The sequence below is a fragment of the Alkalihalobacillus bogoriensis ATCC BAA-922 genome (genome assembly GCF_000621445.1).
Lineage (GTDB): Bacteria > Bacillota > Bacilli > Bacillales > Bacillaceae_F > Bacillus_AO > Bacillus_AO bogoriense.
Genome location: NZ_JHYI01000039.1, coordinates 1 through 22463, shown reverse-complemented (window position 1 = coordinate 22463; position 22463 = coordinate 1). Strand labels below are relative to the sequence as shown.

Below are 22463 nucleotides of genomic sequence, written 5' to 3'. Positions count from 1 at the left end.
TCTTATATTATTTTTTTAATAACCCAAATAAGTTTAATAAGCTTTTAGGTTTCTTTTTGTTTTTTTCTAGCTCAAGCTCAGATTTAAACTCTTTTTCAAAACGGTCAAGCTCTTCTGTTTCTTTCATATCATTTAGAAGTTCCTGCATTTCTTGATATTCTCGTTCCTCTTGCTCCATTTCTTCCATTTCTTTTTGCATCTCTTCAAGCTCTTTCCATTCTTCTTCAAGTCTTTTTAGCTCATCAAATGGTTTGTCTCCCAATTCCTAACATCCTTTCAAGAAAAGTAGAACCAACTACCCGTAAAGGGTGGGTAGTTGGTGATTATAAGCCTATTCTATTTCTTCCAATTCCATTTCTAAGCGCTCTAGCTCTAATAGTTCTTGTTCTAGTTTCTCAAGTTCCATTACTGTGTTTTCCAGTTCATTTAAGGCATCTTCAGTATCCGTTAACTCGGTAATGGTTTGTTCAAGATTAGCCACTTCCTCATCAGATACAGGAGGAGGAGTAACTTCTTTTTTTGTACAACCAGTTGAAACAAGAAGCAGAGAAATAGCAAATAGTATTATAGTTTTCTTCATGTTTATTCTCCTTTCACTGCTTCTTTTATTATTGTTAATGCTTCATTAGGTGTTAACCCAATAATTGAAACGTCTAGCTTACTAGCAAGGTCCTCAATGCGAATCTGTACCGTTTCTTGAAGTTGTTTTTTTATGAATGAAATGGCTTCATTAAATGAAAGTCCTTCAACGGATACATTCACTTTTTCAGCAATTTCTACTAAAAGTGATTGTTTCTGGTCTTTTAGTCTTTCCATCAACTCTTTCGTTGTTCCGTTGTCTAGTTCATCAACACTCACGCCTAATAAATCTGCAATTGCTAGCATTTTGTCTTCTTTTTTCTTCTGAATATCTAATCGAATCGCTTGAATCGCTTCCTCATCAGTTAAAGAAGATATGGTAGTTCCTGAAAGCTGGGCAATTTTTTCAATCTCGAACCTTGTATCACTTACTGGTGAAAGGGCTATGCTTTCGGTAGAAGAAGTTAATGGTGTTCTTTGTGGTGTGTTTACCACTTTTGTTACTGTTGGTTGTTTAATAGGTTGAACTTTCTTTTGTTTCGATTGTTTTGGTCCAGTAGTTGCAATTTGTTCTTGCTTTTGTTTTGGCTTTTCAACACTTGGCTTTGAAGGTACTTTAATCGGCTTAGCGTTGACTGGTGCTTTTACTGGAGTACTAGGTTTTGGTTTTGTCACATTTGGATTTGGAGGGGCAGGTACTCCATGACTAGGTTGTTGTACAGGTGAGCTATCAAGCTCGTATCGAACAATCTCAATAATATAAGCTCTACCATTTTGGATGACAATAAAACCATCTTCCATATCACGATTGCCATCAACGTCATTCCCTTGTGAATCTAAAACTCTCGTACCCATTATGCCACCTAATTCAAAAGCAGCTTCTTTAAATGTTCTAACTAACATATTGATACCATATGGTAAGTGCAATTTCATGACCTCGGTAGGGACAGGGATTTCATGATTCTGTTCATTATCTGTTTCTGATTCAGGTACTGGAAGGCTAGGATTGTTTTCAACATTTTCGGTATTGTCATCGTTATTTGTAGGAGGTTCAGAGTTTGCTTCATCCCCATCCTCTTCCAAACGACCATCATCATTGTTATCTTCGTCATCATCGTTGTCATTGGAAGGAGAATCAGCTTCCTCGTCATCTTGGTCCTCTTCTATACGACCATCATCATTGTTATTTTGGTCATTATCGTTGTCATTGGAAGGAGAGTCAGCTTCCTCGTCATCCCGATCCTCTTCCAAACGACCGTCATCATTGTTATCTTCGTCATCATCGTTGTCATCGGAAGGAGAATCAGCTTCCTCGTCATCTTGGTCCTCTTCTATACGACCATCATCATTGTTATTTTGGTCATTATCGTTGTCATTGGAAGGAGAGTCAGCTTCCTCGTCATCTCGGTCCTCTTCTATACGACCATCATTATTGTTATTTTGGTCATTATCGTTGTCTCTTGAAGGATTATCAGTTTCGTCTTCAACATTTTCATTATGCAATGGTTCGGTTTCAACTGTAATCCTAATACCTTCTGATTCTGAGCCAGCATAAACAGCTTTGGCGGTAATTGCATATTGAGTAGAAGAAGCGAGTTGTGAAAACGTATATGACGTATTTGGATAAGAGACTTCACTAGTAAGCTCTCCATTTAAATATAAGTTTACTTTCTCAAAGTCAACATGGTCAGGGTTCGACCATTCAACAGAAATTGAATGAGAAGTTTTGCTTGAAACTTGGAAGTGATTAATTTCTTCAAGTGTAATTGTTTGAGTTTCCTCGTCTTCTTGGATTGGTTCTCCTACTGGTTGCTCAGTTTCCTCAGCACTTTCTTCAATTGATGATGCTAATGTTTGAACAACGAGTAGAACACCATCAGATTTGTTTCCTCTTTTATCAGTGGAGGATATGACAATCTGATATTCAGTGTCTGGTAATAGCTCATGAATAGTAAAAGTATTTCCTGTAGTTTCTCCAATCATTTCATCATTTAAAGAAATAAGGGCTTTTTCAAAATCTTCATCTGTCGGATTTGTCCATGAAAGAGAAATAGATTGATCTGAAACGGAACTAGTTAGCAAGTTTGTAATGTTAGCTGGGGGCTCTGTATCTAAAGCTAAATAATTTATAAAGCCGTACCCAAATAATTCATCTCGACCTTCGTCTCCTAAATCATCTACATACCACTGTAATTCTTCACGAAGCTCTGAAGCCGACATATGAGGATTCTTTTGTTTAAGAAGTGCCAAAAATCCAGCAACATGAGGCGCAGCCATTGATGTACCACTTAATGGTTCATAAGTTCCTTGTTGGCCTGGTAACATTTTGTAAGTGCTTATAATGCTACTACCGGGTGCAGTGAATTCCACTTGTTGTCCAGTAGAGGAAAAGCTAGAAATTGTTTTCAATTGGGTAACTGAAGAAACAGCAATAACAGAATCATAGTTAGCTGGATAATTAACAGGCGTTCCAACACCGTCATTGCCACTAGCTCCAATTAGTAAAATTCCTGCAGCATATGCTCGGTTCACAGCGTCTCGTAACAAAGGAGAGTCACTGCTTAAACCTAATGACATATTTACAATATCCATTTCATTTTCAATCGACCAGTCGATAGCTTTAATAAGGTCAAGAATACTCCCGCTTTGTACATCAATCACTTTAAGAGAATAAAGCTCAACATCAGGAGAGACTCCGACAACATCTCGTCCTCCAATGGTTCCACCACCCTTTTTTGCAGCAATGATTCCAGCAACATGGGTACCATGACCATCGAAATCTTCAGGTGAGGATTCATCGTTTTGTGTCCCAGGATCATTTTCTAAAAATGAAATTCTCTCTTTAACATTTAATTCAGGATGAAGGGAAACCCCAGAATCGACAACCGCGACTTTAACGCCAGATCCAGTAAAACCTTCTTCCCAAGCTTTATGGGCATTTACGGCTTCCACATTCCATTGAGGAAGTGGACCTTGGGAGAGTAATTGAATTTCTTCATCATGTTGAATATAAGCAATATCAGGGTCGCTTTGAAGGGTACGTAACCCATCATGAGATAAAGTAACAGATACGGCATGTAATGTGTCTAGTTCTTGTTTTACGTTTACTGCATGAGTTTTAATTTTTTCCTTACCGTTACTATTTTTATAAACAACGATTACATTGAATTCTTGTTGTTGTTCAATAGTAGAGGAGGCAAGGACGTGAGAAGGTATAATTGAATTCGCAATTAAACCTGAAACTAAAATTGGAACAATGATCGTTTGTTTTACTTTCTTTCCTGTATTCAATTTCATAGAGCTCCCTTCATGTTGTTTTTTTAGGATAATAGTCTTAGTTATTATCTCTCATTTTCGGACGGAGGTCAATAAGTTTTAAGTTACAACTAAAATTGTTTTTCAAGTGGCAATATCAAAAAATGATTGTTCGTTCCTATGGTCATGACGATTGAACATGATAAAATAAAAGTAAATATGGAAGGAATAACTAGTATAGTTTTTAATTAAACGATTGTTTAAATTTTAGTTTTGATAGGAGTATAGGATGAAAACGATTGGCTTAATCGGAGGAATGAGTTGGGAGTCGTCAGCTGAATATTATCGTATGATTAATGAAGAAACGAAAAGGAGACGTGGAGGTTTACACTCCGCCAAATGTATCTTGTTTAGTGTTGATTTTGCTGAAATGGAAATACTCCAGGCAAAAGGAAAATGGGAAGAAGCGGGACAAAGATTAGGTGAAGCTGCACTCGCATTAGAAAAAGCAGGTGCTGACTTTATTGTAATTTGTACAAATACAATGCATAAAGTCGTAAGCCAAATTGAAGCTTATATTAAAATCCCGGTTCTGCATATTGCTGATGCGACAGCGGCTCAAATTAAAACAAGAGGTTTAAGAAAAGTAGGGTTATTAGGCACTTCATATACGATGGAACAAGATTTTTATAAATCTAGGATAATAGACTTTGGCATTGACATTGTTATTCCAAATGAAACTGAGCGTGAAATGATACACCGAATTATTTATGAAGAGCTCTGCTTAGGAAAAATTACACAAGAATCTAAAGAAGTATACAAACAAGTGATTGATACATTACGAATGAATGGGGCGGAAGGAATCATATTAGGTTGTACTGAAATTGGATTGTTAGTTCAGGAAGAAGATTCGAGTGTCCCCTTATTTAACACAACCTCTATTCATACCGTTGCAGCTGTAAATAAAGCCTTATCGTAAAGAGTGATAGTATGAGAAACAATGGACCTAACAAGATTCATATTATCGGTTCGGTTGGAAGTGGAAAAACAACGTTAGCAAAGTTGATATCTAAAGAAAGAAGCATCCCTTATTATGAGCTAGATAATGTTGTTTGGGAAAGAACCGAATCAGGTGATATAAGAAGAGGTGATGAGCAGCGCGATAACTTGTTACAAACAATGATAACTAAACAAACATGGATTATTGAAGGATCTCATCATAAGTGGGTTTCAGCGAGTTTTGCTGCCGCAGACGTCATTATTTTTTTGAATACAAACTACCGAACAAGACAAAGACGGATAATCAAACGGTTTCTTTTGCAAAAGTTAACAATAGAAAAAGCACATTATAAACCGACATGGCAGATTTTCTGTTCAATGTTTAAATGGAACAAGACGTTTGAATATGAGAGTAAACAAGAGATCATAGAGATGTTACATCCATATGGAGAGAAGGTCATCGTATTAAAAGATAATCATCTTTCTTTGTTGCCTAGTTGGATGATAACTAATAAAGACTAAATGAAATGGAGTATGTGCTAATGCTAGAAAACATTTTGTTTACAGAAATCCCTGTGAAAAACTTAAAAAAGGCGATTGATTGGTATAAAGAAGTGTTACGACTAGAGTTCGTTTGGGAAAGTGAAGAAGAGAATTTAGCTCAACTTAATTTGCCTTCTGGTCAAATGCTATTTTTAGTAGAAACAGCTGATGAGACAAAAGCTAATTTTACTGTTAATGGAAAGCAACACAATGTTATAGGGTTTCAAACAAAAGAAATTAAGGAGTTATACGCCCTTTTACAGCAACATCATGTCAAGGTCGAAGCAATTGAAGACGATGGAGTAGGAAATCAATTTCTTCATTTTTATGACCCTGACGGAAACTTATTTAATGTGCAATGTGATAAAGGTATTCCATCCTCATGAAGAAAAATGTGTTATTTTTCATCGTAATACTTTGTTTATTTTTTTCTCCATTAACCACGGTTGCTACATCCTGGGCGTATCCTTTTATTACTTGGGAAGAAAATCTGTATGTTGTAACAGATACGAAGATTGAAAAGGTAGAAGAAGAGATTGGTCAAGTAACAACGTATTCAGATATGGAGTTGTTACCGGAAAATTTTTCAAATGCTTATCAAAAAGGGACAAAGTTTTATAAAATAAAGGGAGTGACTACGGAAGAAGCCATTGCGGTTGAAGTTGAAAATGGATATTTTCTAAAGGCAATACGAGAGGAGATTTACTTAGGTGAATCGAGTACGGAACCAGTAGTCAAAAGTCATAAATTAAAGTCTAGTGCTGAAGCAGAGGAAAAGGCGGAAGAAAAAAAGAACGGATTGGTCGTCATGACGATTTACTTGTTGTTTTTTATCGCTATTTTTTCTAGCTCAATTGTTTTCTTTGTTAGAAAAAGAAAAGGAGGAGAATAAGGATGAAGATTTATTTTTCTATATCTATATTTGAAAATTCGCCTCATTGTATTCCAACTGACTTTGACTATCGCTATTGGCTGAAGCTGATGAATCGTTTTATCACTCGGGCTGATACTATAGAAATTCATTGTTGGGAGGAAGAAAAAGAAGTCATAGAAGAGTTGAAACAGAGGTATGACGAATTCCATGAAATTCCGAATTCACTGTCTCTCGTTTATTTTGGTGGAGAAATGACAGACAAGAAAAAGGAGTATTTAGTAACGGACTTTGTTAATAAACATCGCCAGCTAAAATGGTTTTCTATTTTTTTATATAAAAAGGGTTCATGTATTTTTAGCTCAGAGCATTGGGGTACCGAATTTTTCGGTAACGAGATGACAGCTGCTGATGTAGAATTTATTAAAACTGTCTTGCCTGAGGAAAGTATTGTTTCTGTCATCGATGAATGAGTGGAGAAGATACCGTTCGGACATTTGTTCCGCTATTTTATTATAATAACTAAAATAGGATGAGAAAAAAGAAGGATAACGGAATAGATGTCCGATAGAATCATAGAACACATGATTTTTTGTAGAATAGCGGAACAAATGTCCGATACGAATTTTGGTATTTTTTTCAAGGTGAAATGTACTTTCAATTTATCACTGAATCCATTATGATTAATAATAATGTTGAACGACACATATAACTTTATTATCGTTCTCATTTGAAAAAGGCAAATCCATTGAAAGATGGAGACGCAAAGTTACAGACCTAAAGCGAAACCGCAATGGTGGCTGTGCTGCTGAAGAATGAAGAATACCCTTATGTAAATGAGGATTATCGACTTCTTCCGAACAACTATTCTGGGGAGGATTTTTTTATGCAAAAAATGAAAATACAACGAAACACTCGTAAACTAGTAGCAACGCTGATTCTAGGTGCTTTAGTTGCGTTTCCTATCGGGGCAGGGCAAGTTTTTGCTGAAAATGATGAGCCTATTGAAATTGTAGCAGAGGAAGAGGTTATTATTGAAGCACCTGCTCTTTTGCCAGGAGATTTCTTTTACTTTTTAAAAAAGCTAAAGGAAAATGTTCAACTTGCATTTACGTTTAATGAAGATAAAGAAGCGGAATTACTTGCTTCGTTTGTAGAAGAACGGATAAAAGAAGCAGAAGCACTATTCGAACTTGGCGATGTTGAGGCAGCCACTGAGATTTTACAAAAAGCTCTTGACCAACAAGAAGCCGCGCTAGAAAAGATAAAAGAAGAAAATGGAGTCGAAGAAAAAGAATTAACTGAAGAGGTAGAAGAAGGAGCACAAGAGGAAGTAACGGCTGTTGACCCGAATCGAGCTGTATTGGAAGAAAAGTTTTCTGCCAACATTGTTGCTCTAACCGCGGCTCTTGAAAAAGTTGAAAATCCAAAGGCAAAAGAAGCGCTTCAAAAAAATATCGAAAAAGCTCAAGAAAAATTAGAAGTAAAAGTAAATAAACACCTTGCTAAAATTGAGGAGAAACAACAAAAGCAGGCAGTCAAAGAAGAAATAGAGGAAGGCGAAGAAAAAGAAATAGAACAAGAGGGTCCTTCCACTGAAGAAGAGAAAAAAATTGAGATAGCTGAAGTTTCTGAGACAACCAATGAAGCAGAGAAACAAGTCGTTGTGAATAAAGGAAAAGAAAAAGTTGCTGAGCAAAACAAACAAAAGAAGCCAGAGCAAGAGAAGCAACAAAAGAATGAAGCAAAGAAAGAAGAAAAGCAAGTAAAGAAAGAACAGCAACAGCAAGAAAAGGCAGCAAAGAAAGAACAGAAAAAAGAGGATAAACAAGAAAAGAAAGCAGAACGAAACGAACAGAAGCAAGGGAGACAAGGAGAACAGAATAAAGAGAAAGAAAAAGAACGAGGAAATAAAGGTAAAAAGGAAAAAGAATAATGAAGGGGACGCATGAAGATGTCATGCGTCCTTTTTTTTGAACGGAAAAATATTCCGTTAAATAGGGTGAAATTGCGATATTCAGTAGAGGTTCGGACATCTGTTCCGTTATTCACCGTTAAACTAGTAAAATTAATACTGTTACTAGTGAAATAACGGAACAGATGTCCTTAACGGATGAAAAAATACTTGTTTTTTCTAAAATAGCGTACTGTATGTCCGGTAAAAGATGCGTTGAATACGAAACCTGTTATTCCTACCGAGAGTATAGCTAAATAAAGAAACTGATACACGATGGCTGTTTTGGAGTGGATTGATTTGATTTCTGTCCTTTTAATTATTTGTCGGTCACATTGGCTATGTTGTGATGAATTGGTATCTACTTCCTCACGACATTCCAATTCATTTCACGATATTTGGAGACATTAATTATAGAAACAAAGGGTTTTTAGCTCTTTTGCCAATAGTAAGTTTGTTAATGATTATAAAAGCTGTTGTTTCTCATTAAAAAATGTTTTATAGCCAAGATGCAAAAATGTAATAACAGATAAAGAAACACTGCCAACGATTGCAAGCATAATAGCAATTTGATAATTCACCGCTGTAATCGGTGAGAGCCCTGATAAAATTTGACCTGTCATCATTCCAGGTAAAAAGATAATTCCCATCCCAACCATGGAATTAATTGTTGGGAGCATCGCTGCGTCAAAAGCTTGGTTTGTTATTTTTTTCGCTGCCGTTTTTGGTGTGGCACCGAGCATTAACGCCGCTTCAATTTCTGCTTTTTCGGTTTTCATCCCATGTAAAAGCTGGTTTACTCCTAATGTAATACCTGTCATCGAATTACCAATAATCATACCTGCGATTGGAATGACGAATTGTGGGTCATACCAAGGTGATAATGTTAAGACGAGAAAAATAAAGAAGGTTAAACTTATCGTTATCCCGACGACCATTGAGATAGTTATGGATTGTTTTAATGATTTTGTTAACTCGAGCTTAGCTCGTTTAAATACATTATGTGTGGCAAAGGCAAGCATAATGAATAAAATAAGCAAAGTGAAAATTGGATGAGGATTTTCAAAAATGTAAACGAGAAGATATCCGACCAATATAAGTTGAAGTGTCATTCTTATCGTTGCGATCATGATTTCTTTTTCACGTTTAATTCCTTTGATGCGGACAATCCATAATAAGATGATAATAAAAATATAAGCTACAAGCACTTGCCAAAACATTAAATCAATCGCAGAGTTCATGGGAAACCTCCTTAGTTAGAACGGTATGACTATAATAGGAAAGGTCGATGATATGTTCTGCAAACGTGTCGATAATCGCTTTGGAATGGGAAATAAAAAGGACTGTGCAAGATATGTGTTTAGTAAAGCCAAGAAGTTGATTCATGACTTCAAAGGCTGTATCTTCATCCAATGCAGAAGTCGGTTCATCTAAAAGTAATACTTCAGGTTTCATTAACAGTACTCTTGCTAGTGCGAGTCGTTGTTTTTCCCCACCGGATAATAACATCGCATCTTTAGTTAAGTCAGCTTTAATCCGAAATGCGTGTAGAAGTGTTTTCATTTCTTCCTCAGTGGCTAACGATTTGTTAGAAAAACGTAATCCTGTTTGTAAATTGTCTCCGACGCTTCCTTCAAAAATAATAGGATGTTGTTGTAACATGACGACATTTCTTCTTAATTGAATAGGATCAATTGAAGTAAGGAGCTCTTCATTATAAAAAATCTTCCCTTCATCAGCACTAGATACATTGTTTAATAGTCGCAACAGTGTTGTTTTCCCACTTCCACTTGGTCCAATAATTGAAGTTGTTTTCAGTGTAGGGATTGTTAAGTCAGGAATAGTTAAGATGCCATTTACTTTAATATTTTTTAATTGAAACATAAAGGTTCCTCACACTCTCTCTCAATTAATCTCTAATGTGAATCTAGTGAAAATGATACCAATAATTGGACAAGAACGGAATTGGAGATTTTGAATTTTATCCCTTCTATTTTTTCTTCACAAAAAACACATACTTTTAAAGTAAAATAATTATCGGGGTGATGGTATGAAAAAAACGATGTTTGGTACAGTGGTTATTTTTATAGCTTTATCAGTAGCGGCCTGTGGAAATACGAATGAAGAACCACATGATGCTCATGAAAATGACGAAGCAACACCAGTAGAAATGGAAGAAACAGAAGAAACGGAAATGAATCATGACGATCATGCCCATATGGATCATTCTAGTTCAGGTGAAGTTCCTCAAAACTTAAAAGTAGCCGAAAATCCTTCATACAAAGTCGGGGAAACCGCCTTAATCGTTGATGGTCATATGAGTGGAATGGAAGGGGCCGAAGCAACGGTTGTTGGGGCGTATGAAACGTATGTGTATACCGTGTCATATACACCGACAACAGGTGGAGATCCTGAAATAAATCATAAATGGGTCATTCACGAAGAGTTAGCGGATGTTGGAGAAGCGCCAGTGGAAGTTGGTACAGAAGTGATCCTTGATGCAGATCATATGACAGGCATGGAAGGTGCAGTGGCAACGATTGACTCTGTTCAAAAAACAACAGTTTATATGGTTGATTTCACCTTAACAACAGGGGGAGATGTTATTACGAATCATAAATGGGTGACAGAAGAAGAACTAGGCCCTCACCATGGTCATTAATAAATGCGTCTTGTCTACAAACGAAGAGTAAAAGGTATCTTGATAAGCGTTTATCGAAAATAGAATGACATTACAGTGAAATATTCACATGAGGTCTAAAATAATGAAAAAGCCATATCAATGATATGACTGACACTTCGATTAGCGGATCATCCTTATTTTTTTACCTCATTATCAAGTCTTGCTTTTATTTCTTCCAATAGTTCATTCTGCTTGTTGTGACTTGTTAAAATTTTGTCTGTAAGTTTTTCCAAAGTCTTGGTAAGCGACCATAAAGAAATAATTATTACGATAATTATCAACAATGCATCCAATTGGTTTCACCTCTTTTTTTCTAATTGCTCTTACCGATTGTTCTACTAATCGTTCAGTTGAACAAGTATTTCTTAATAACTATACAATAAAAAGAAAATATTTCCTTCTTTTTTTATTTTTCAAAAATTACAAACTATAAAAAAGCGTAGGCGTATGAAAATAGCCTGCGCTTTTTTCTCTTATTTCATCTTAGCCACTGGTGTTTTTGCCAAGTACAATATAATTAAAATCGTCAACAAACATGATCCTAGGAAAATATAATGAACAGGAATCACTTCTCCTAACGCCCCAACACTTAAAAAGGAAAAAGGGACGGCTAATTTCATCATCATCGAAGAAGTACCTGCCACTCTGCCAAGTAAATGGTTCGGCGTTGTTTCTTGGCGAAGGGTAAAGTAATGAATATTGATAATTCCGCCTGTAAATCCATTAAAAAACATCCCGATCGCTAACCAATACCAATCAAAAGAAAAGAAGAGGAGAAGATAGCCGAAACTCTCAAGTCCGAGTGAAAGCAAAAACAAAGGGCCTCTCTTTATCCACTTCGTAATTTTCTTAGCAATTAAAGCTGCGATTAATCCACCTACTGCAGACCCTGATAATATAATACCGAGCTGGCTTTCGATGACCTTCATCGAATCAAGTGCATAAAAGACTAATATCGCTAATGTGGCTGCTGATGCAATATTGCTTAACAGAACCATAATCGTTAAATGCCAAAGTTCTTTATTGGCAAGTAAACAGTTCCACCCTTCTTTAATATCGGCGAATATACTTTTCTTTTCTGCATGTAATGTTTGATCTTCTGGCACCTTTAACAAACAAGTGAACAGAAGCAAGCAAAGTAAACCAATGAGTGTAATAGTCAATCCGAATATATAATTTAGAACCAATAATATGACGCCAGCCAAGGCTGGACCAACTAACCTAATCGTAGTTTGGGAAAAGGATATAATCGAATTAGCAGAAGCTAACTGAGCTTTTCCTACAATTAGTGGTAAGACGGTATGATAGGCATTCCCAAATGTATAGCTAGCAGTATATAAAATAAAACCTAAACAATACAAATGCCATAATTGTAAATGGGAAGAAGCGAGAATCACAATGATCATACCGAGAGCTATCGCCTGTACTGAAACTGAACTTAATAGAACTTTCTTTCGGCTAAAACGGTCGACGATAACACCAATAAAGATTGCTAGTAGTAGATTTGGGAGAAACTCTATCGCTCTCATCGTACCCATCGCTAAGGTGGATGTTGTAAGTTCATAAATAATAATCGGCAAAGCAAGTGTAAAAAGGTAAAATGTCAGATTAGATATAGAACTTCCACTTAATAACAAAAGAAATTGACGGTTCCTCCAAAGGGATAAAGGCTTTTGTGTTTCAGAATATTGAACGGCTTCTTTCATAATAAACACCTCATCAAACTAGAAATTTATGCTACAATTAGTGTAAATTTCAAAAAGGTGTCTAAAAAGTGTTCATATCATTTTAATATGTTCACCTTTTAAGTGGGAGGGAAATTCAAATGAAAATTACAGAGCATTATCTACATCTACGAAAAGGATTACCTAGTCAAAAAGAAAATGATCCTTTCCACATAACCGTAAAAGAACTCTCTGACCTTTTATGCTGTTCCCCAAGATATACAAAAAAAGTGATTAATGAGATGAAGGAAAAGCAGTGGATTGACTGGGAAGTGGAATATGGAAGGGGAAAAAAGCCGACGTTAACGTTATTAAAAAATCAAGATGAGCTTATGTATTCGATGGCAAAAACGTATTTTAAAGCAAATCACTATAGAGAAGGCTTACAATTACTCTCTGCCATGTCACCTTACTATAGGAAAAAAATAAATGAGTGGTTACAAGGCCAATTTGGATATTTTGAAGAAACAAAAGAGGATGACTCTGTTCATCTTCTTCGCTATCCGTTTTATCATTCCATTGTTCATCTAGACCCGCCTCTTACAAAGTCTATTCATGAAAACCACATCGTCAACCACTTGTTTGATACATTGCTAGTTTTTAATGAAAAAACAAATCAAGTGGAGCCATCATTAGCCCATTATTGGGAAGTTGATTCTTCTGGCTGTACATGGACCTTTTATTTAAGAAAAGGGGTCTTGTTTCACCATGGCCGCGAGTGTAGCGCTGATGATGTGGTGGAAACCTTTCAACGGTTACAAACCGGAAGTTTCCCGAATGGTTGGATGGTTACGAATATAAAAGAAATAAAGAAAATAAAAAAGTGGGTTGTTCAGTTTCAGCTTTATGGGCCGGATTATTTATTTCCGCATGCCTTGTGTCATGAACAGTTGTCGATTGTCCCACTTGATGTCATCAAAAGCGAACCTAACTTCACAAAGTATCCTATTGGAACAGGTCCGTTTAAGGTAACGGTTCATGATGATACATTGATGAGACTAGAAGTCCATCCGTACTATTTCAATGGACGTCCTTTTTTAGATAAAGTCGAAATTATTACGATGCCGGATGAAACTGAAGTACCAAATATGATTTCTTATTTTGATGTAAATAAGCAAACAGATGATACCCCGATGGCGTGGCAAGAAGTGGAATTTCCTGAAGAAGGAGCAACATACATTACGTTTAATTTATGGAAGGATGGTTTGCACCAGTCAGAGTTTTTCCGAGAAGCATTAGCATATGCAATAAATAAAGAAGCTCTATGTGATGACATTGAAAAGGAACGATATTTCCCTGCTGAAAGTCAATTAATTAGTGAAACGAACTGTGCCACAGGTCATGAATATAATAAAGAAAAGGCAAAAGCCTTGTTAGCTAAAGCGGGATACAAGGGTGAAACAATCACCCTTTACGGAACGCAACTTAGAAAAAATGCATCGGTGTTAAGAGAAATAAGTTGGCTCCAAAAAGAATGGTCCAACATCGGAGTGAACGTAAAAACCGCTGTTTTTCCAATTGATGAACTGATAAAAAAAGATAGGTTACAAGAAGCGGACATCGTAATGGGTGGCTTCGCTTTTGGACATGATTTAGTCTATTCGTTTTATCGGTTATTTCATTTGAAAGGTGCCTTTGTCCGGCCATTATTAGATGGTGAGTTAACAAGTGAACTTCATAAAAAACTAGTAGACATTCGGCAAGAGAAAGAACGGACAAACCAACTGAAAAAACTGATAGAATTAGAAAAAGGTCTAATTGACAGACGTGTGGTCATCAACTTATTTCACCGGCGTCATGCTGTTCATGTCAAGGAAGCGGCGTTAAAAGGAGTTTCATTAGAACGGTACGGACGGGTGAGCTATAAGAAATTATGGTTTAAATAGCTGGGCGTGTGAACTTCTTGCATAGACGAGTCTATCGGACATCTATTCCGTTAATGTAAGAAAAAATGCCTCTTTCCAAATCGTTACGGACATCTGTTCCGTTACATACGGGAAAAAGCAAGGAAGTAACTTGAAATGACGAAAATAGCGGAACAAATGTCCGAACGAAATGGGAAATGGGTAATTTTAGTTACATTAACGGAATAGATGTCCGTATGGATATTCGTAGTGTGAAAAAAGGGATGATCTTCTAGCCAAGATAAATTGAAAATGATGAAGGGGGAAGGCGTAATATGTCCGAGTTCATTACTTTTTCTAGTGCCGTTGATACTTACATTGAAAGCTTTTGTAAGCTAAAAGAAAAGGTGATAGAAGATATTAGGTATGCCAACGAATATGTTCAAATTACTTTCAATAAAGAAGTTGGTGGGAGAAAGCACGGTATTATGGTTAAGACTCCATACCTTATTAAAGAGAATAATAATCTACAAATATTTGAACAGCCCCACTGGATATTTTGTTTTTCCCCGAAGACCTTAATCACACCAGAATGGTATAAAAAGTGTGAACAGTACGGTTATGAATTAAAGTTCCACGATATACTCATGTCACTTGCACCTATTCCACGATATTCTCCTAATCAACATGTATATAAGGTCAAACAAACAGAAACAGCGAATGTTATAAATAGTTTTTATCAAAGAGAAGTAATTGATTTTGACAATGAAAAGATTGTTTCTTCATACTTTTATAAGCAAGAAAACCCTATTTGTTATGGAAAAGGGATGCTAGTTAATAAAATGGTTTGTATTCATCAAGTTTTTACACACCCTCATTATCGAAAGCGTGGAATAGCAAAAGAAGTTTGTAAGACCTTGTTACAGGAGATGAATAGTGTTGATACGATTGGCAGTGTTCTAGTAGCGACCGAAATGGCGGTTCCTCTTTATAAATCATTAGGATTTAAGAAAATTGGTGATGTGCATATATTTGATAAGGGATAAAACATTTAAATAGTATCAGAGTTCAAGTAGATTAAGAAAAACGGGATTAGAAAAAAAGCCTTGGAATAATGGGACGAATCATCGGACATCTATTCCGTTAATGAAAGAAAAAATGCCTCTTTCCAAATCGTTACGGACATCTGTTCCGTTACATACGGAAAAAAGCAAGGAAGTAACGTGAAATGAAGCAAATAGCTGAACAGATGTCCGAACGATTAGGGGAATGAGTGGTTTTAGTGAAATTAACGGAATAGATGTCCGAACGGATATAGAAAAATCTTTGAGAACTATGACTTTTATCTAACGATGAACCACAACTTGAAATAGAGGTTCCACTTGAGCAGCAATAACATAAAATGGAAGAAATTAACTCGATAATCTGGTATACTATGAAAAATAATTGAAAGCGAAGAGAGGTGGAACAATATGAAAGGTTATGAACACAACATATAAAACCGTCCAAGAGCTCCTCCGCAAATGAAATACTCTACGATTAAAATAAAAGAGTAACGGAGGGAAAAGATATGGATCAAAAACAACAGTTTTATCAATTGCTAAACAGTATAGAAGAACCTTTCTCGGGCTGGGATTTTTCCTTTATCACCGAAACAGGAAGAATGAATAATAGCTTACTTTCATGGTCATATGGAAGTATGGCAATGTCGCTTGTGCAAACAACTTCTTCCTTATTAGATATGGGAACAGGGGGAGGCGAGTTTCTTTCGAAGCTTCAGCCCTTTCCGCCGGTGTGTGTGGCGACAGAAGGGTATAAGCCAAATGTTAGCGTAGCAAAACAAAGGTTAACCCCATTAGGTGTAACCGTTGTGGCGATTGAAGAAGATGCTCCACTTCCTTTTGAGGACAATCAATTTGCTGTCATTATAAATCGACATGAAGCATATGACCCACAAGAAGTAAAACGAGTGCTGAAACGAGGCGGCTTGTTTTTTACGCAACAAGTGGGGGGATTTGATTGTATCGGAATAAATAAAGCGCTCAGTGTTTCAGAAAAAGGACCATACGCACATTGGAATGAAACTTTTGCAAAAAAAGAACTCGAACAGCATGGGTTTACTGTATTGACAGCAAAAGAAGAGTATCCGCACCTACGCTTTTATGATGTCGGGGCATTAATCTATTATTTAAAAGCAGTATCGTGGCAAGTTCCAAATTTCACTGTTGAAGCTTTCAAAGAACGGTTGTATGACATTCATTTACTCATTAATGAGAAAGGTTATTTTGAAGTAAATCAACATCGGTTTATTATAAAAGCGACAATGAATTAATGTAGAAAGGCCTCTGTTAGACAGATGGCCTTTTCTAATAGCTAAGGGAGGAAGAAAAATGAGTGAACAATTAAAAGCGCAGATTAAAAGATTAGAAGAACGTCACACGGCTCTTTCCGTACGACAATCGCGGGAGGAAATGAACAAGATTTTGGCAGATGATTTTTATGAAATCGGAAGCTCTGGGTTTATGTTTACGAAAGAAGAGTGTTTGGAAACGGGAGTTGTATTAACTGATATGACGTTGCATCATTTTGATTTGCAAATGTTAGCGGATGATATTGTTCTAACAACATATTTTATTGAGGATAAAACGAGAAATCGTAATACATTACGAAGCTCGATATGGAAATACATTGATGAAAGATGGCAGTTGTCTTTTCATCAAGGAACGATTACAAGTTTAAAAGTAAATGAATTCAAGAGACCTTAACAAACAGAGGAGAACGAAAAAATGCTAGAAACGAAACGTTGTGTTCTGAAGGTAGTACAAAAACAGGGATTCCTTTAAAAGGTGGTATTAATAATGAGTTATGAAAAAGCATTAAGGCAATATATAGAAGCAACAAATACACATAACTTCGCCAACGTAAAACAGCTCCTGCATGAAGATGCTGTATATTGGTTCACTGACAAAACTTGTAAAACAGAAGAAGAGATTCAACAATACTTCGAAAACGCTTGGACTGTTATACAAGAAGAGGTATATTCTGCTACAGATGTCCAGTGGCTTTCTGTAGATGAGTATTCAGCAACGAGTATTTATACATACCATTACGAAGGATATGCTAATGGTCAGTTTGTTTCAGGTTCTGGTAGAGCGACAAATTTATTTGTGAAAGACAACGACGGGAATTGGAAAATTAAACATGAACACTTAAGTAGTTTGCAAAAGTAAAAGATACCGATATATTCTAACGGACATTGGTTCCGCTAATTTAATTAAAACATCACTTTTTCAAATGCTATCGGACATCTGTTCCGTTAACTAACCATAATGGCGATTGATTCCAAGCTGATATGGTTATATAGCGGAACAGATGTCCGATAAAGATTGAAAAAAGCTAGTTTTTTATGAAATAGCAGAACAAATGTCCGAACGTGAAGTGAGGGTATATCGTGTTTTGTTATTTTGAAGAAATTGGGCCTTCCTACACATTCCAATTTCCCCTAACCACACTCATAATATGTGTTAAAAGAATACAGAGGGAGTGTGTCGTTAATGGGAATTATTCAAAATAAAGTTGGCGCTATTTTCATTCCGGTAAGTGATATTGAAAAAGCGCGTGACTGGTATTGTTCGTTGTTACAGCTAGAGCCAACATTTGATATTATTCATGGCCATCTTTGTTGCATACCTCTAGATAATAATGGACAAAACATCGTGCTTGATAGCAAAATTTATACACCTGATGTTTATGCAAGAACACCGTTGCTCCATTTTAATACAGACAATATTGAGGCAGCCTATCAGTATATGAAAGACAAAGGAATCGAAGTGATAACGGGGATTGAACATGGTCATTGGTTTAATTTTAAAGACCCCGATGGGAACCATTTAATGATTTGTAGAATCGATTAAGAGATTCTAATAATCTTTTAATGTAGAAGTCTAAATGAAACTATTTAGGCTTTTTTCTCATTTTTAGAAAGGGAAAATAGAACAATACGAAACACAGTATTCAAAAAGTGAGGAAATATTTTTTTGAACTCTCTTTTTTTTGTATACTAGCTTTAATAGGGTATGTGGAGTTTGTGAGGGAAGGGGTTATTTTTCATTGGATGAAGCTCATGTAGAAATTAACAAAGCAAATAATCTTGAAAGAAAATCGTTTTATATTGCAGGAGTCGGGGCTTCAGCGGGTGGGTTAGAAGCACTAGAGATGATGCTTGATCATTTACCGGCTGAGACGGGGATTGCTTTTGTTGTTATTCAGCATTTATCCCCAAATTATAAAAGCTTTATGGCAGAGCTCCTGACGAGACATACAACAATGAAAATTATGGAAATTGAACACAATATGATAATACAGCCCAATCATGTTTATTTATTGCCACCAAAACAAACGGTAACACTAGAAAATGGCAAACTGATACTAACAGAAAAAATCGATACGAAACTTCATTTACCAATCGATTTATTTTTTCACTCCTTAGCGAGAGATCAGAATTCAAATGCAATCGGAGTTATTTTATCAGGAACGGGGAGTGATGGTTCTAAAGGAATTCAAGCAATTAAAGCACATGGCGGAATTACGATTGTTCAAGAAGAAACAGATGCTAAGTTTGACGGGATGCCGAAAAGTGCGATTTTAACAGGAATGGTTGACTATATTCTAAAGGCCGATGAAATTGGGAGAGAGATTCAAAGTATTGTTCAAGGAAACTATAGTATATCGTCCTTACCATTAGCAATAACAGAAAATCAGTTAAATGAAAACAGTGATTTTGCTGACATTTTATTATTGATTAAAAAGATGTTTCATATTGATTTTTCTTACTATAAATTAAAAAGTGTAATGCGCAGGATCGAGAAAAGAATGGGGATCAATCGATTCTCTAATTTACATGATTATTTACAATTTCTTATAAATCATCCAGATGAAATCACAAATTTAAAGAAAGATTTGTTAATTGGAGTGACCTCGTTCTTTCGTGATCCAGAAGCATTTAATGAATTACAAAAGGAAGTCATTCCGCAAATTTTTGAAAATAATAAAGAATCGAAAGAAATTCGGATATGGGTAGCGGCGTGTTCAACAGGGGAAGAAGCGTATACGCTAGCTATATTATGTAAAATGTATATGGATGAAATAAAAGAACGATATCAAATAAAAATCTTTGCTACAGATATTGATGAGGTTGCAATTGAGTTTGCGAGTCAAGGGCTTTACTCTGAATCGGCCGCACATTCTATACCTGAAAAAATACGGAACCAATTTTTCACGAAGACAAGTGAAGGCTATCAAGTAAGTGAAAAAATTAGAAAGATGATTGTATTTGCCCAACATAATCTTTTACGTAATCCGCCATTTATTAATTTAGATTTGATTTCATGTCGGAACTTTCTCATTTACTTACAAGCAGAATCACAGCAAAAACTGATGTCGCTATTTCACTTTGCCTTACATTCAAAAGGGTATTTATTTTTAGGATCGAGTGAAACCGTTGGCAAATCAACTTTATTTAATCCTTACATACGAAAATGGAGTATTTATCAATATCGTCATAGTAAAAGTCCATATACACCAAATACGATAAGTTATGATGATCATATAATAAATCGAGTGAGAGTGTCACGAAAGAAAACGGGATTTTCTTCTTTTGAACCGACAACTTATTCATTTTCAGATGCCATTGATAAGGCGATTCTGAAAGAATATGTTTCACCTACTGTCATCATTGATGAAGACAATAAAATGATTCATTCTACTGGTCCCGTTCATCAAATTCTTCGATTTCCACAAGGTGAGCTAACGACACATATTTTAAAACTTGTTCATGAAGATTTGGATTTAACCGTTCGAGCAGCGATTCGTAAAGTCCGTCAAGACCAAGTAGAAGTTTTTTATCATGATGTGAAAGTGAAAATAGAAGGGGAAGAGAAAATAATAAATGTAAAGGCCAAACCTTTTCGTTTGCACGATCATGATAACTTGGTCATTCTCTTTTTTGAAGAAGGTGGGCAAAAGGTTTCGCATATTCGTATACAAGAACAATTTGATTCAAGTAATGAGTTTGTTCGGCGGATTGATGAATTAGAATTAGAATTACAGCATACAAAAGAATATTTGCAAATTACAAAAGAAGAGCTTGAAACTTCAAATGAAGAGTTGCAATCAACAAATGAAGAATTAATTGCAGCTAATGAAGAGTTGCAAAGTTCAAATGAAGAGCTACAATCATTAAACGAAGAGCTAATGACGGTTAATACAGAATACCAAGAAAAAATAATGTTGTTGACTGAATTAACAGATGATATGGATAATCTCTTAGTTAGTACAAAAATCGGTACGATCTTCCTTGACGATAATTTGTGTATTCGACGTTTTACGCCTGCGATAGAGAAAGAAATCAATGTAATAGAAGTGGATATTGGGAGACCACTTAGTCACATTTCGCATAATTTTACCTATTATTCTTTTGTAGAGGATGCAAGACAAGTTCTCGAAAGCTCCCAAGCCATTGAAAAAGAAATCTCAACGAAAGATGGGAAATGGTATTTTCTTAGAGTGCTGCCGTATTTGTCGAAAAATCAAAAGCTTGAAGGGGTTGTTTTAACATTCCACGACATTACAGATTTGAAAAAATTAAACGAACAGCTCCAGTTGCTTTCTTACGCAATACAAAACAGCCCTGTAAGTGTATCTATCTTTAATAAAGAAGGGCAAATCGAATATGCCAATGAACAATTTACGAAGCAAACAGGTATTGAACAAGGAGATATAAAAGGTACAACACTAGATGATTTATTACCGCAGGATGAGGAGCAAATATGGAAAAAGCTCGAGTCTGGAGAAATGTGGGATGGTGAAGTGGAACATCGATTTAAGCATGGCGAACAAGTATGGGAGTCTGTCACACTGATGCCACTTTTAAATGAAGAAGGAGATACATTTAGCTTTCTTCGTATTGCCGAAAATGTGACTGAGAAAAAACACACCGAAACATTGTTGCTTGAGTCTGAAATGATGTTAGCGATCGGTCAGCTTGCTGCAGGGGTAGCACACGAAATTCGAAATCCTCTAACCTCTTTAAAAGGTTTTACGAAATTATTGGAAACAAACACAGCAGGAAAAAAGTATTTAGAAATTATGGATTCTGAGCTCGACCGGATAAATATGATAGTAAGTGAACTTTTGTTTTTAAGTAAACCACGTTCGATAGAGTTTGAAGAGAAAAATCTAATCACGATTATTAAAGATGTATGTGGACTACTCGAAGCTCAAGCTAATATGAACAATATTGAAATTATAAAAGAGCTGGAGACTGAAAAATATCAAATCCGTTGTGTTGAATATCAAATTAAGCAAGTGTTTATTAACCTGATAAAAAATGCGATCGAAGCGATGCCAAATGGTGGGACATTGACGGTTACAGCCTTAATGCAGGAAGAATCGATCGAAATTAGCATAAAAGACACAGGTAAGGGTATTCCAGAAAATATTCGTAAAAAGGTTGGACAACCATTTTTTACAACGAAAGAAAAAGGAACGGGGCTTGGATTGATGGTGACACAAAAGATTATTCATAATCATGATGGTGTATTGACCATTCAAAGTGAAGTTAATAAAGGCACGAATATAACAATTATATTGTAACAAAGGAAGAAAGCAGACATAGTTAGAGTCGGCTTTCTTCCTTTTGCGTACGTTCTTACTCGTATCTATCGGACATCTATTCTGTTATTTGTGCTGTTAATGCCTTTTCAAAATTCTAACGGACACAAGATCCGTTACTTGTTGAAACTCACGATGATTGGGCTGTGAATATGTTCCATAACGGAACAGATGTCCGATAATGTTTGAATTATGATGATTTTTTCAAGAATAACGGAACACATGTCATTGGCCTTGCAAATATATCCACAATTGATGAAGAATATTAATCCAGATTCACTTTGATTTAAAAATATAGAAAATATGTATAAATTTCACATCAAACTTTATGAGAAATGAG

At 35.8% G+C, this 22463-nt stretch carries 20 protein-coding genes and 1 riboswitch; of the genes, 14 read left to right on the top strand and 6 right to left on the bottom strand.

Translation table 11 applies throughout. The features are described from left to right. Positions 1 to 7 precede the first annotated feature (7 nt). From T323_RS0114370 to T323_RS28050, 3 genes are all read right to left on the bottom strand, one after another. Positions 8 to 262: a hypothetical protein gene (locus T323_RS0114370; RefSeq protein WP_026673914.1), complete on the bottom strand. Its 255-nt coding sequence runs from the start codon at positions 260 to 262 to the stop codon at positions 8 to 10. Between the two features lie 69 nt (positions 263 to 331). Further along, positions 332 to 580, bottom strand: coding sequence for a hypothetical protein (locus T323_RS26805; RefSeq protein WP_035178809.1), 249 nt, complete (start codon positions 578 to 580; stop codon positions 332 to 334). A 2-nt stretch (positions 581 to 582) separates the two neighbouring features. After that, positions 583 to 3876, bottom strand: a complete 3294-nt coding sequence (locus tag T323_RS28050) for a S8 family serine peptidase (RefSeq protein WP_051556546.1) — start codon at positions 3874 to 3876, stop codon at positions 583 to 585. 247 nt (positions 3877 to 4123) lie between these two features. Between T323_RS28050 and T323_RS0114355 the strand changes: the two genes are divergently transcribed. The 6 genes from T323_RS0114355 (at position 4124) to T323_RS28885 (ending at position 8183) form a co-directional block, all read left to right on the top strand. Continuing rightward, a complete protein-coding gene (locus T323_RS0114355) occupies positions 4124 to 4813 on the top strand; it encodes an aspartate/glutamate racemase family protein (RefSeq protein WP_026673913.1) in 690 nt (229 codons plus the stop codon). Between the two features lie 11 nt (positions 4814 to 4824). Beyond that, a complete protein-coding gene (locus T323_RS0114350) occupies positions 4825 to 5355 on the top strand; it encodes an AAA family ATPase (RefSeq protein WP_026673912.1) in 531 nt (176 codons plus the stop codon). Between the two features lie 20 nt (positions 5356 to 5375). Then, positions 5376 to 5762 carry a VOC family protein gene (locus tag T323_RS0114345; RefSeq protein WP_026673911.1) on the top strand — a complete coding sequence of 129 codons (387 nt, stop codon included), beginning with the start codon at positions 5376 to 5378 and terminating at the stop codon, positions 5760 to 5762. Continuing rightward, positions 5759 to 6268, top strand: a complete 510-nt coding sequence (locus tag T323_RS28045) for a hypothetical protein (protein ID WP_051556545.1) — start codon at positions 5759 to 5761, stop codon at positions 6266 to 6268. Before T323_RS0114345 ends, T323_RS28045 begins: the two co-directional genes overlap by 4 nt. Before the next feature lie 2 nt (positions 6269 to 6270). Continuing rightward, a complete protein-coding gene (locus tag T323_RS0114335) occupies positions 6271 to 6720 on the top strand; it encodes a hypothetical protein (protein ID WP_051556544.1) in 450 nt (149 codons plus the stop codon). Positions 6721 to 6975: 255 nt separating this feature from the next. Then, a riboswitch (cyclic di-GMP riboswitch) is annotated at positions 6976 to 7060 on the top strand. A gap of 73 nt (positions 7061 to 7133) precedes the next feature. Then, a complete protein-coding gene (locus T323_RS28885; protein WP_051556543.1) occupies positions 7134 to 8183 on the top strand; it encodes a DUF5667 domain-containing protein in 1050 nt (349 codons plus the stop codon). A gap of 482 nt (positions 8184 to 8665) precedes the next feature. Here the strand turns inward: T323_RS28885 and T323_RS0114325 are convergent, their stop codons facing one another. Next, positions 8666 to 9442, bottom strand: coding sequence for an ABC transporter permease (locus tag T323_RS0114325; RefSeq protein ID WP_026673909.1), 777 nt, complete (start codon positions 9440 to 9442; stop codon positions 8666 to 8668). Beyond that, the gene (locus T323_RS0114320; protein ID WP_026673908.1) at positions 9426 to 10085 is read right to left on the bottom strand and encodes an ABC transporter ATP-binding protein; all 660 of its coding nucleotides are present in this window, start codon (positions 10083 to 10085) and stop codon (positions 9426 to 9428) included. The genes T323_RS0114325 and T323_RS0114320 overlap by 17 nt, the downstream gene beginning before the upstream one ends. 166 nt (positions 10086 to 10251) lie before the next feature. Here T323_RS0114320 and T323_RS0114315 point away from each other — a divergent pair, with 166 nt between their 5' ends. Then, positions 10252 to 10863, top strand: a complete 612-nt coding sequence (locus T323_RS0114315) for a YdhK family protein (protein ID WP_026673907.1) — start codon at positions 10252 to 10254, stop codon at positions 10861 to 10863. A gap of 494 nt (positions 10864 to 11357) precedes the next feature. Here the strand turns inward: T323_RS0114315 and T323_RS0114305 are convergent, their stop codons facing one another. After that, complete coding sequence (locus T323_RS0114305) at positions 11358 to 12590, bottom strand: MFS transporter (protein WP_026673906.1); 1233 nt, start codon at positions 12588 to 12590, stop codon at positions 11358 to 11360. Between the two features lie 119 nt (positions 12591 to 12709). On the opposite strand from T323_RS0114305, the gene T323_RS0114300 reads away from it, so the two are divergent. The 7 genes from T323_RS0114300 to T323_RS0114270 all read left to right on the top strand — a co-directional run bounded on the left by T323_RS0114300 (position 12710) and on the right by T323_RS0114270 (position 22105). After that, a complete protein-coding gene (locus T323_RS0114300) occupies positions 12710 to 14494 on the top strand; it encodes an ABC transporter substrate-binding protein (RefSeq protein WP_026673905.1) in 1785 nt (594 codons plus the stop codon). A gap of 293 nt (positions 14495 to 14787) precedes the next feature. Continuing rightward, positions 14788 to 15498 (top strand): GNAT family N-acetyltransferase, encoded by a 711-nt coding sequence (locus tag T323_RS0114295; RefSeq protein WP_026673904.1) that lies wholly within the window; start codon positions 14788 to 14790, stop codon positions 15496 to 15498. A 524-nt stretch (positions 15499 to 16022) separates the two neighbouring features. Further along, entirely contained in the window at positions 16023 to 16784 is a 762-nt protein-coding gene (locus T323_RS0114290; protein WP_026673903.1) for a class I SAM-dependent methyltransferase, read from the top strand. A gap of 58 nt (positions 16785 to 16842) precedes the next feature. Further along, positions 16843 to 17217, top strand: coding sequence for a nuclear transport factor 2 family protein (locus T323_RS0114285; protein WP_026673902.1), 375 nt, complete (start codon positions 16843 to 16845; stop codon positions 17215 to 17217). Between the two features lie 93 nt (positions 17218 to 17310). Continuing rightward, entirely contained in the window at positions 17311 to 17682 is a 372-nt protein-coding gene (locus T323_RS0114280) for a YybH family protein (protein ID WP_026673901.1), read from the top strand. A 324-nt stretch (positions 17683 to 18006) separates the two neighbouring features. After that, positions 18007 to 18366 (top strand): VOC family protein, encoded by a 360-nt coding sequence (locus T323_RS0114275; RefSeq protein ID WP_026673900.1) that lies wholly within the window; start codon positions 18007 to 18009, stop codon positions 18364 to 18366. Positions 18367 to 18562: 196 nt separating this feature from the next. After that, on the top strand, positions 18563 to 22105 hold the full coding sequence (locus T323_RS0114270) for a chemotaxis protein CheB (protein WP_051556542.1): 3543 nt from the start codon (positions 18563 to 18565) through the stop codon (positions 22103 to 22105). Positions 22106 to 22463 lie beyond the last annotated feature (358 nt).

Coding starts and splice junctions, on each gene's coding strand:
- T323_RS26805 (WP_035178809.1), bottom strand. CDS start 580: ATGAAGAAAACTATAATACTATTTGCTATTTCTCTGCTTCTTGTTTCA.
- T323_RS0114335 (WP_051556544.1), top strand. CDS start 6,271: ATGAAGATTTATTTTTCTATATCTATATTTGAAAATTCGCCTCATTGT.
- T323_RS0114295 (WP_026673904.1), top strand. CDS start 14,788: ATGTCCGAGTTCATTACTTTTTCTAGTGCCGTTGATACTTACATTGAA.
- T323_RS0114355 (WP_026673913.1), top strand. CDS start 4,124: ATGAAAACGATTGGCTTAATCGGAGGAATGAGTTGGGAGTCGTCAGCT.
- T323_RS0114300 (WP_026673905.1), top strand. CDS start 12,710: ATGAAAATTACAGAGCATTATCTACATCTACGAAAAGGATTACCTAGT.
- T323_RS0114275 (WP_026673900.1), top strand. CDS start 18,007: ATGGGAATTATTCAAAATAAAGTTGGCGCTATTTTCATTCCGGTAAGT.
- T323_RS28050 (WP_051556546.1), bottom strand. CDS start 3,876: ATGAAATTGAATACAGGAAAGAAAGTAAAACAAACGATCATTGTTCCA.
- T323_RS0114290 (WP_026673903.1), top strand. CDS start 16,023: ATGGATCAAAAACAACAGTTTTATCAATTGCTAAACAGTATAGAAGAA.
- T323_RS0114320 (WP_026673908.1), bottom strand. CDS start 10,085: ATGTTTCAATTAAAAAATATTAAAGTAAATGGCATCTTAACTATTCCT.
- T323_RS0114305 (WP_026673906.1), bottom strand. CDS start 12,590: ATGAAAGAAGCCGTTCAATATTCTGAAACACAAAAGCCTTTATCCCTT.
- T323_RS28885 (WP_051556543.1), top strand. CDS start 7,134: ATGCAAAAAATGAAAATACAACGAAACACTCGTAAACTAGTAGCAACG.
- T323_RS0114280 (WP_026673901.1), top strand. CDS start 17,311: ATGAGTTATGAAAAAGCATTAAGGCAATATATAGAAGCAACAAATACA.
- T323_RS0114285 (WP_026673902.1), top strand. CDS start 16,843: ATGAGTGAACAATTAAAAGCGCAGATTAAAAGATTAGAAGAACGTCAC.
- T323_RS28045 (WP_051556545.1), top strand. CDS start 5,759: ATGAAGAAAAATGTGTTATTTTTCATCGTAATACTTTGTTTATTTTTT.
- T323_RS0114325 (WP_026673909.1), bottom strand. CDS start 9,442: ATGAACTCTGCGATTGATTTAATGTTTTGGCAAGTGCTTGTAGCTTAT.
- T323_RS0114345 (WP_026673911.1), top strand. CDS start 5,376: ATGCTAGAAAACATTTTGTTTACAGAAATCCCTGTGAAAAACTTAAAA.
- T323_RS0114350 (WP_026673912.1), top strand. CDS start 4,825: ATGAGAAACAATGGACCTAACAAGATTCATATTATCGGTTCGGTTGGA.
- T323_RS0114315 (WP_026673907.1), top strand. CDS start 10,252: ATGAAAAAAACGATGTTTGGTACAGTGGTTATTTTTATAGCTTTATCA.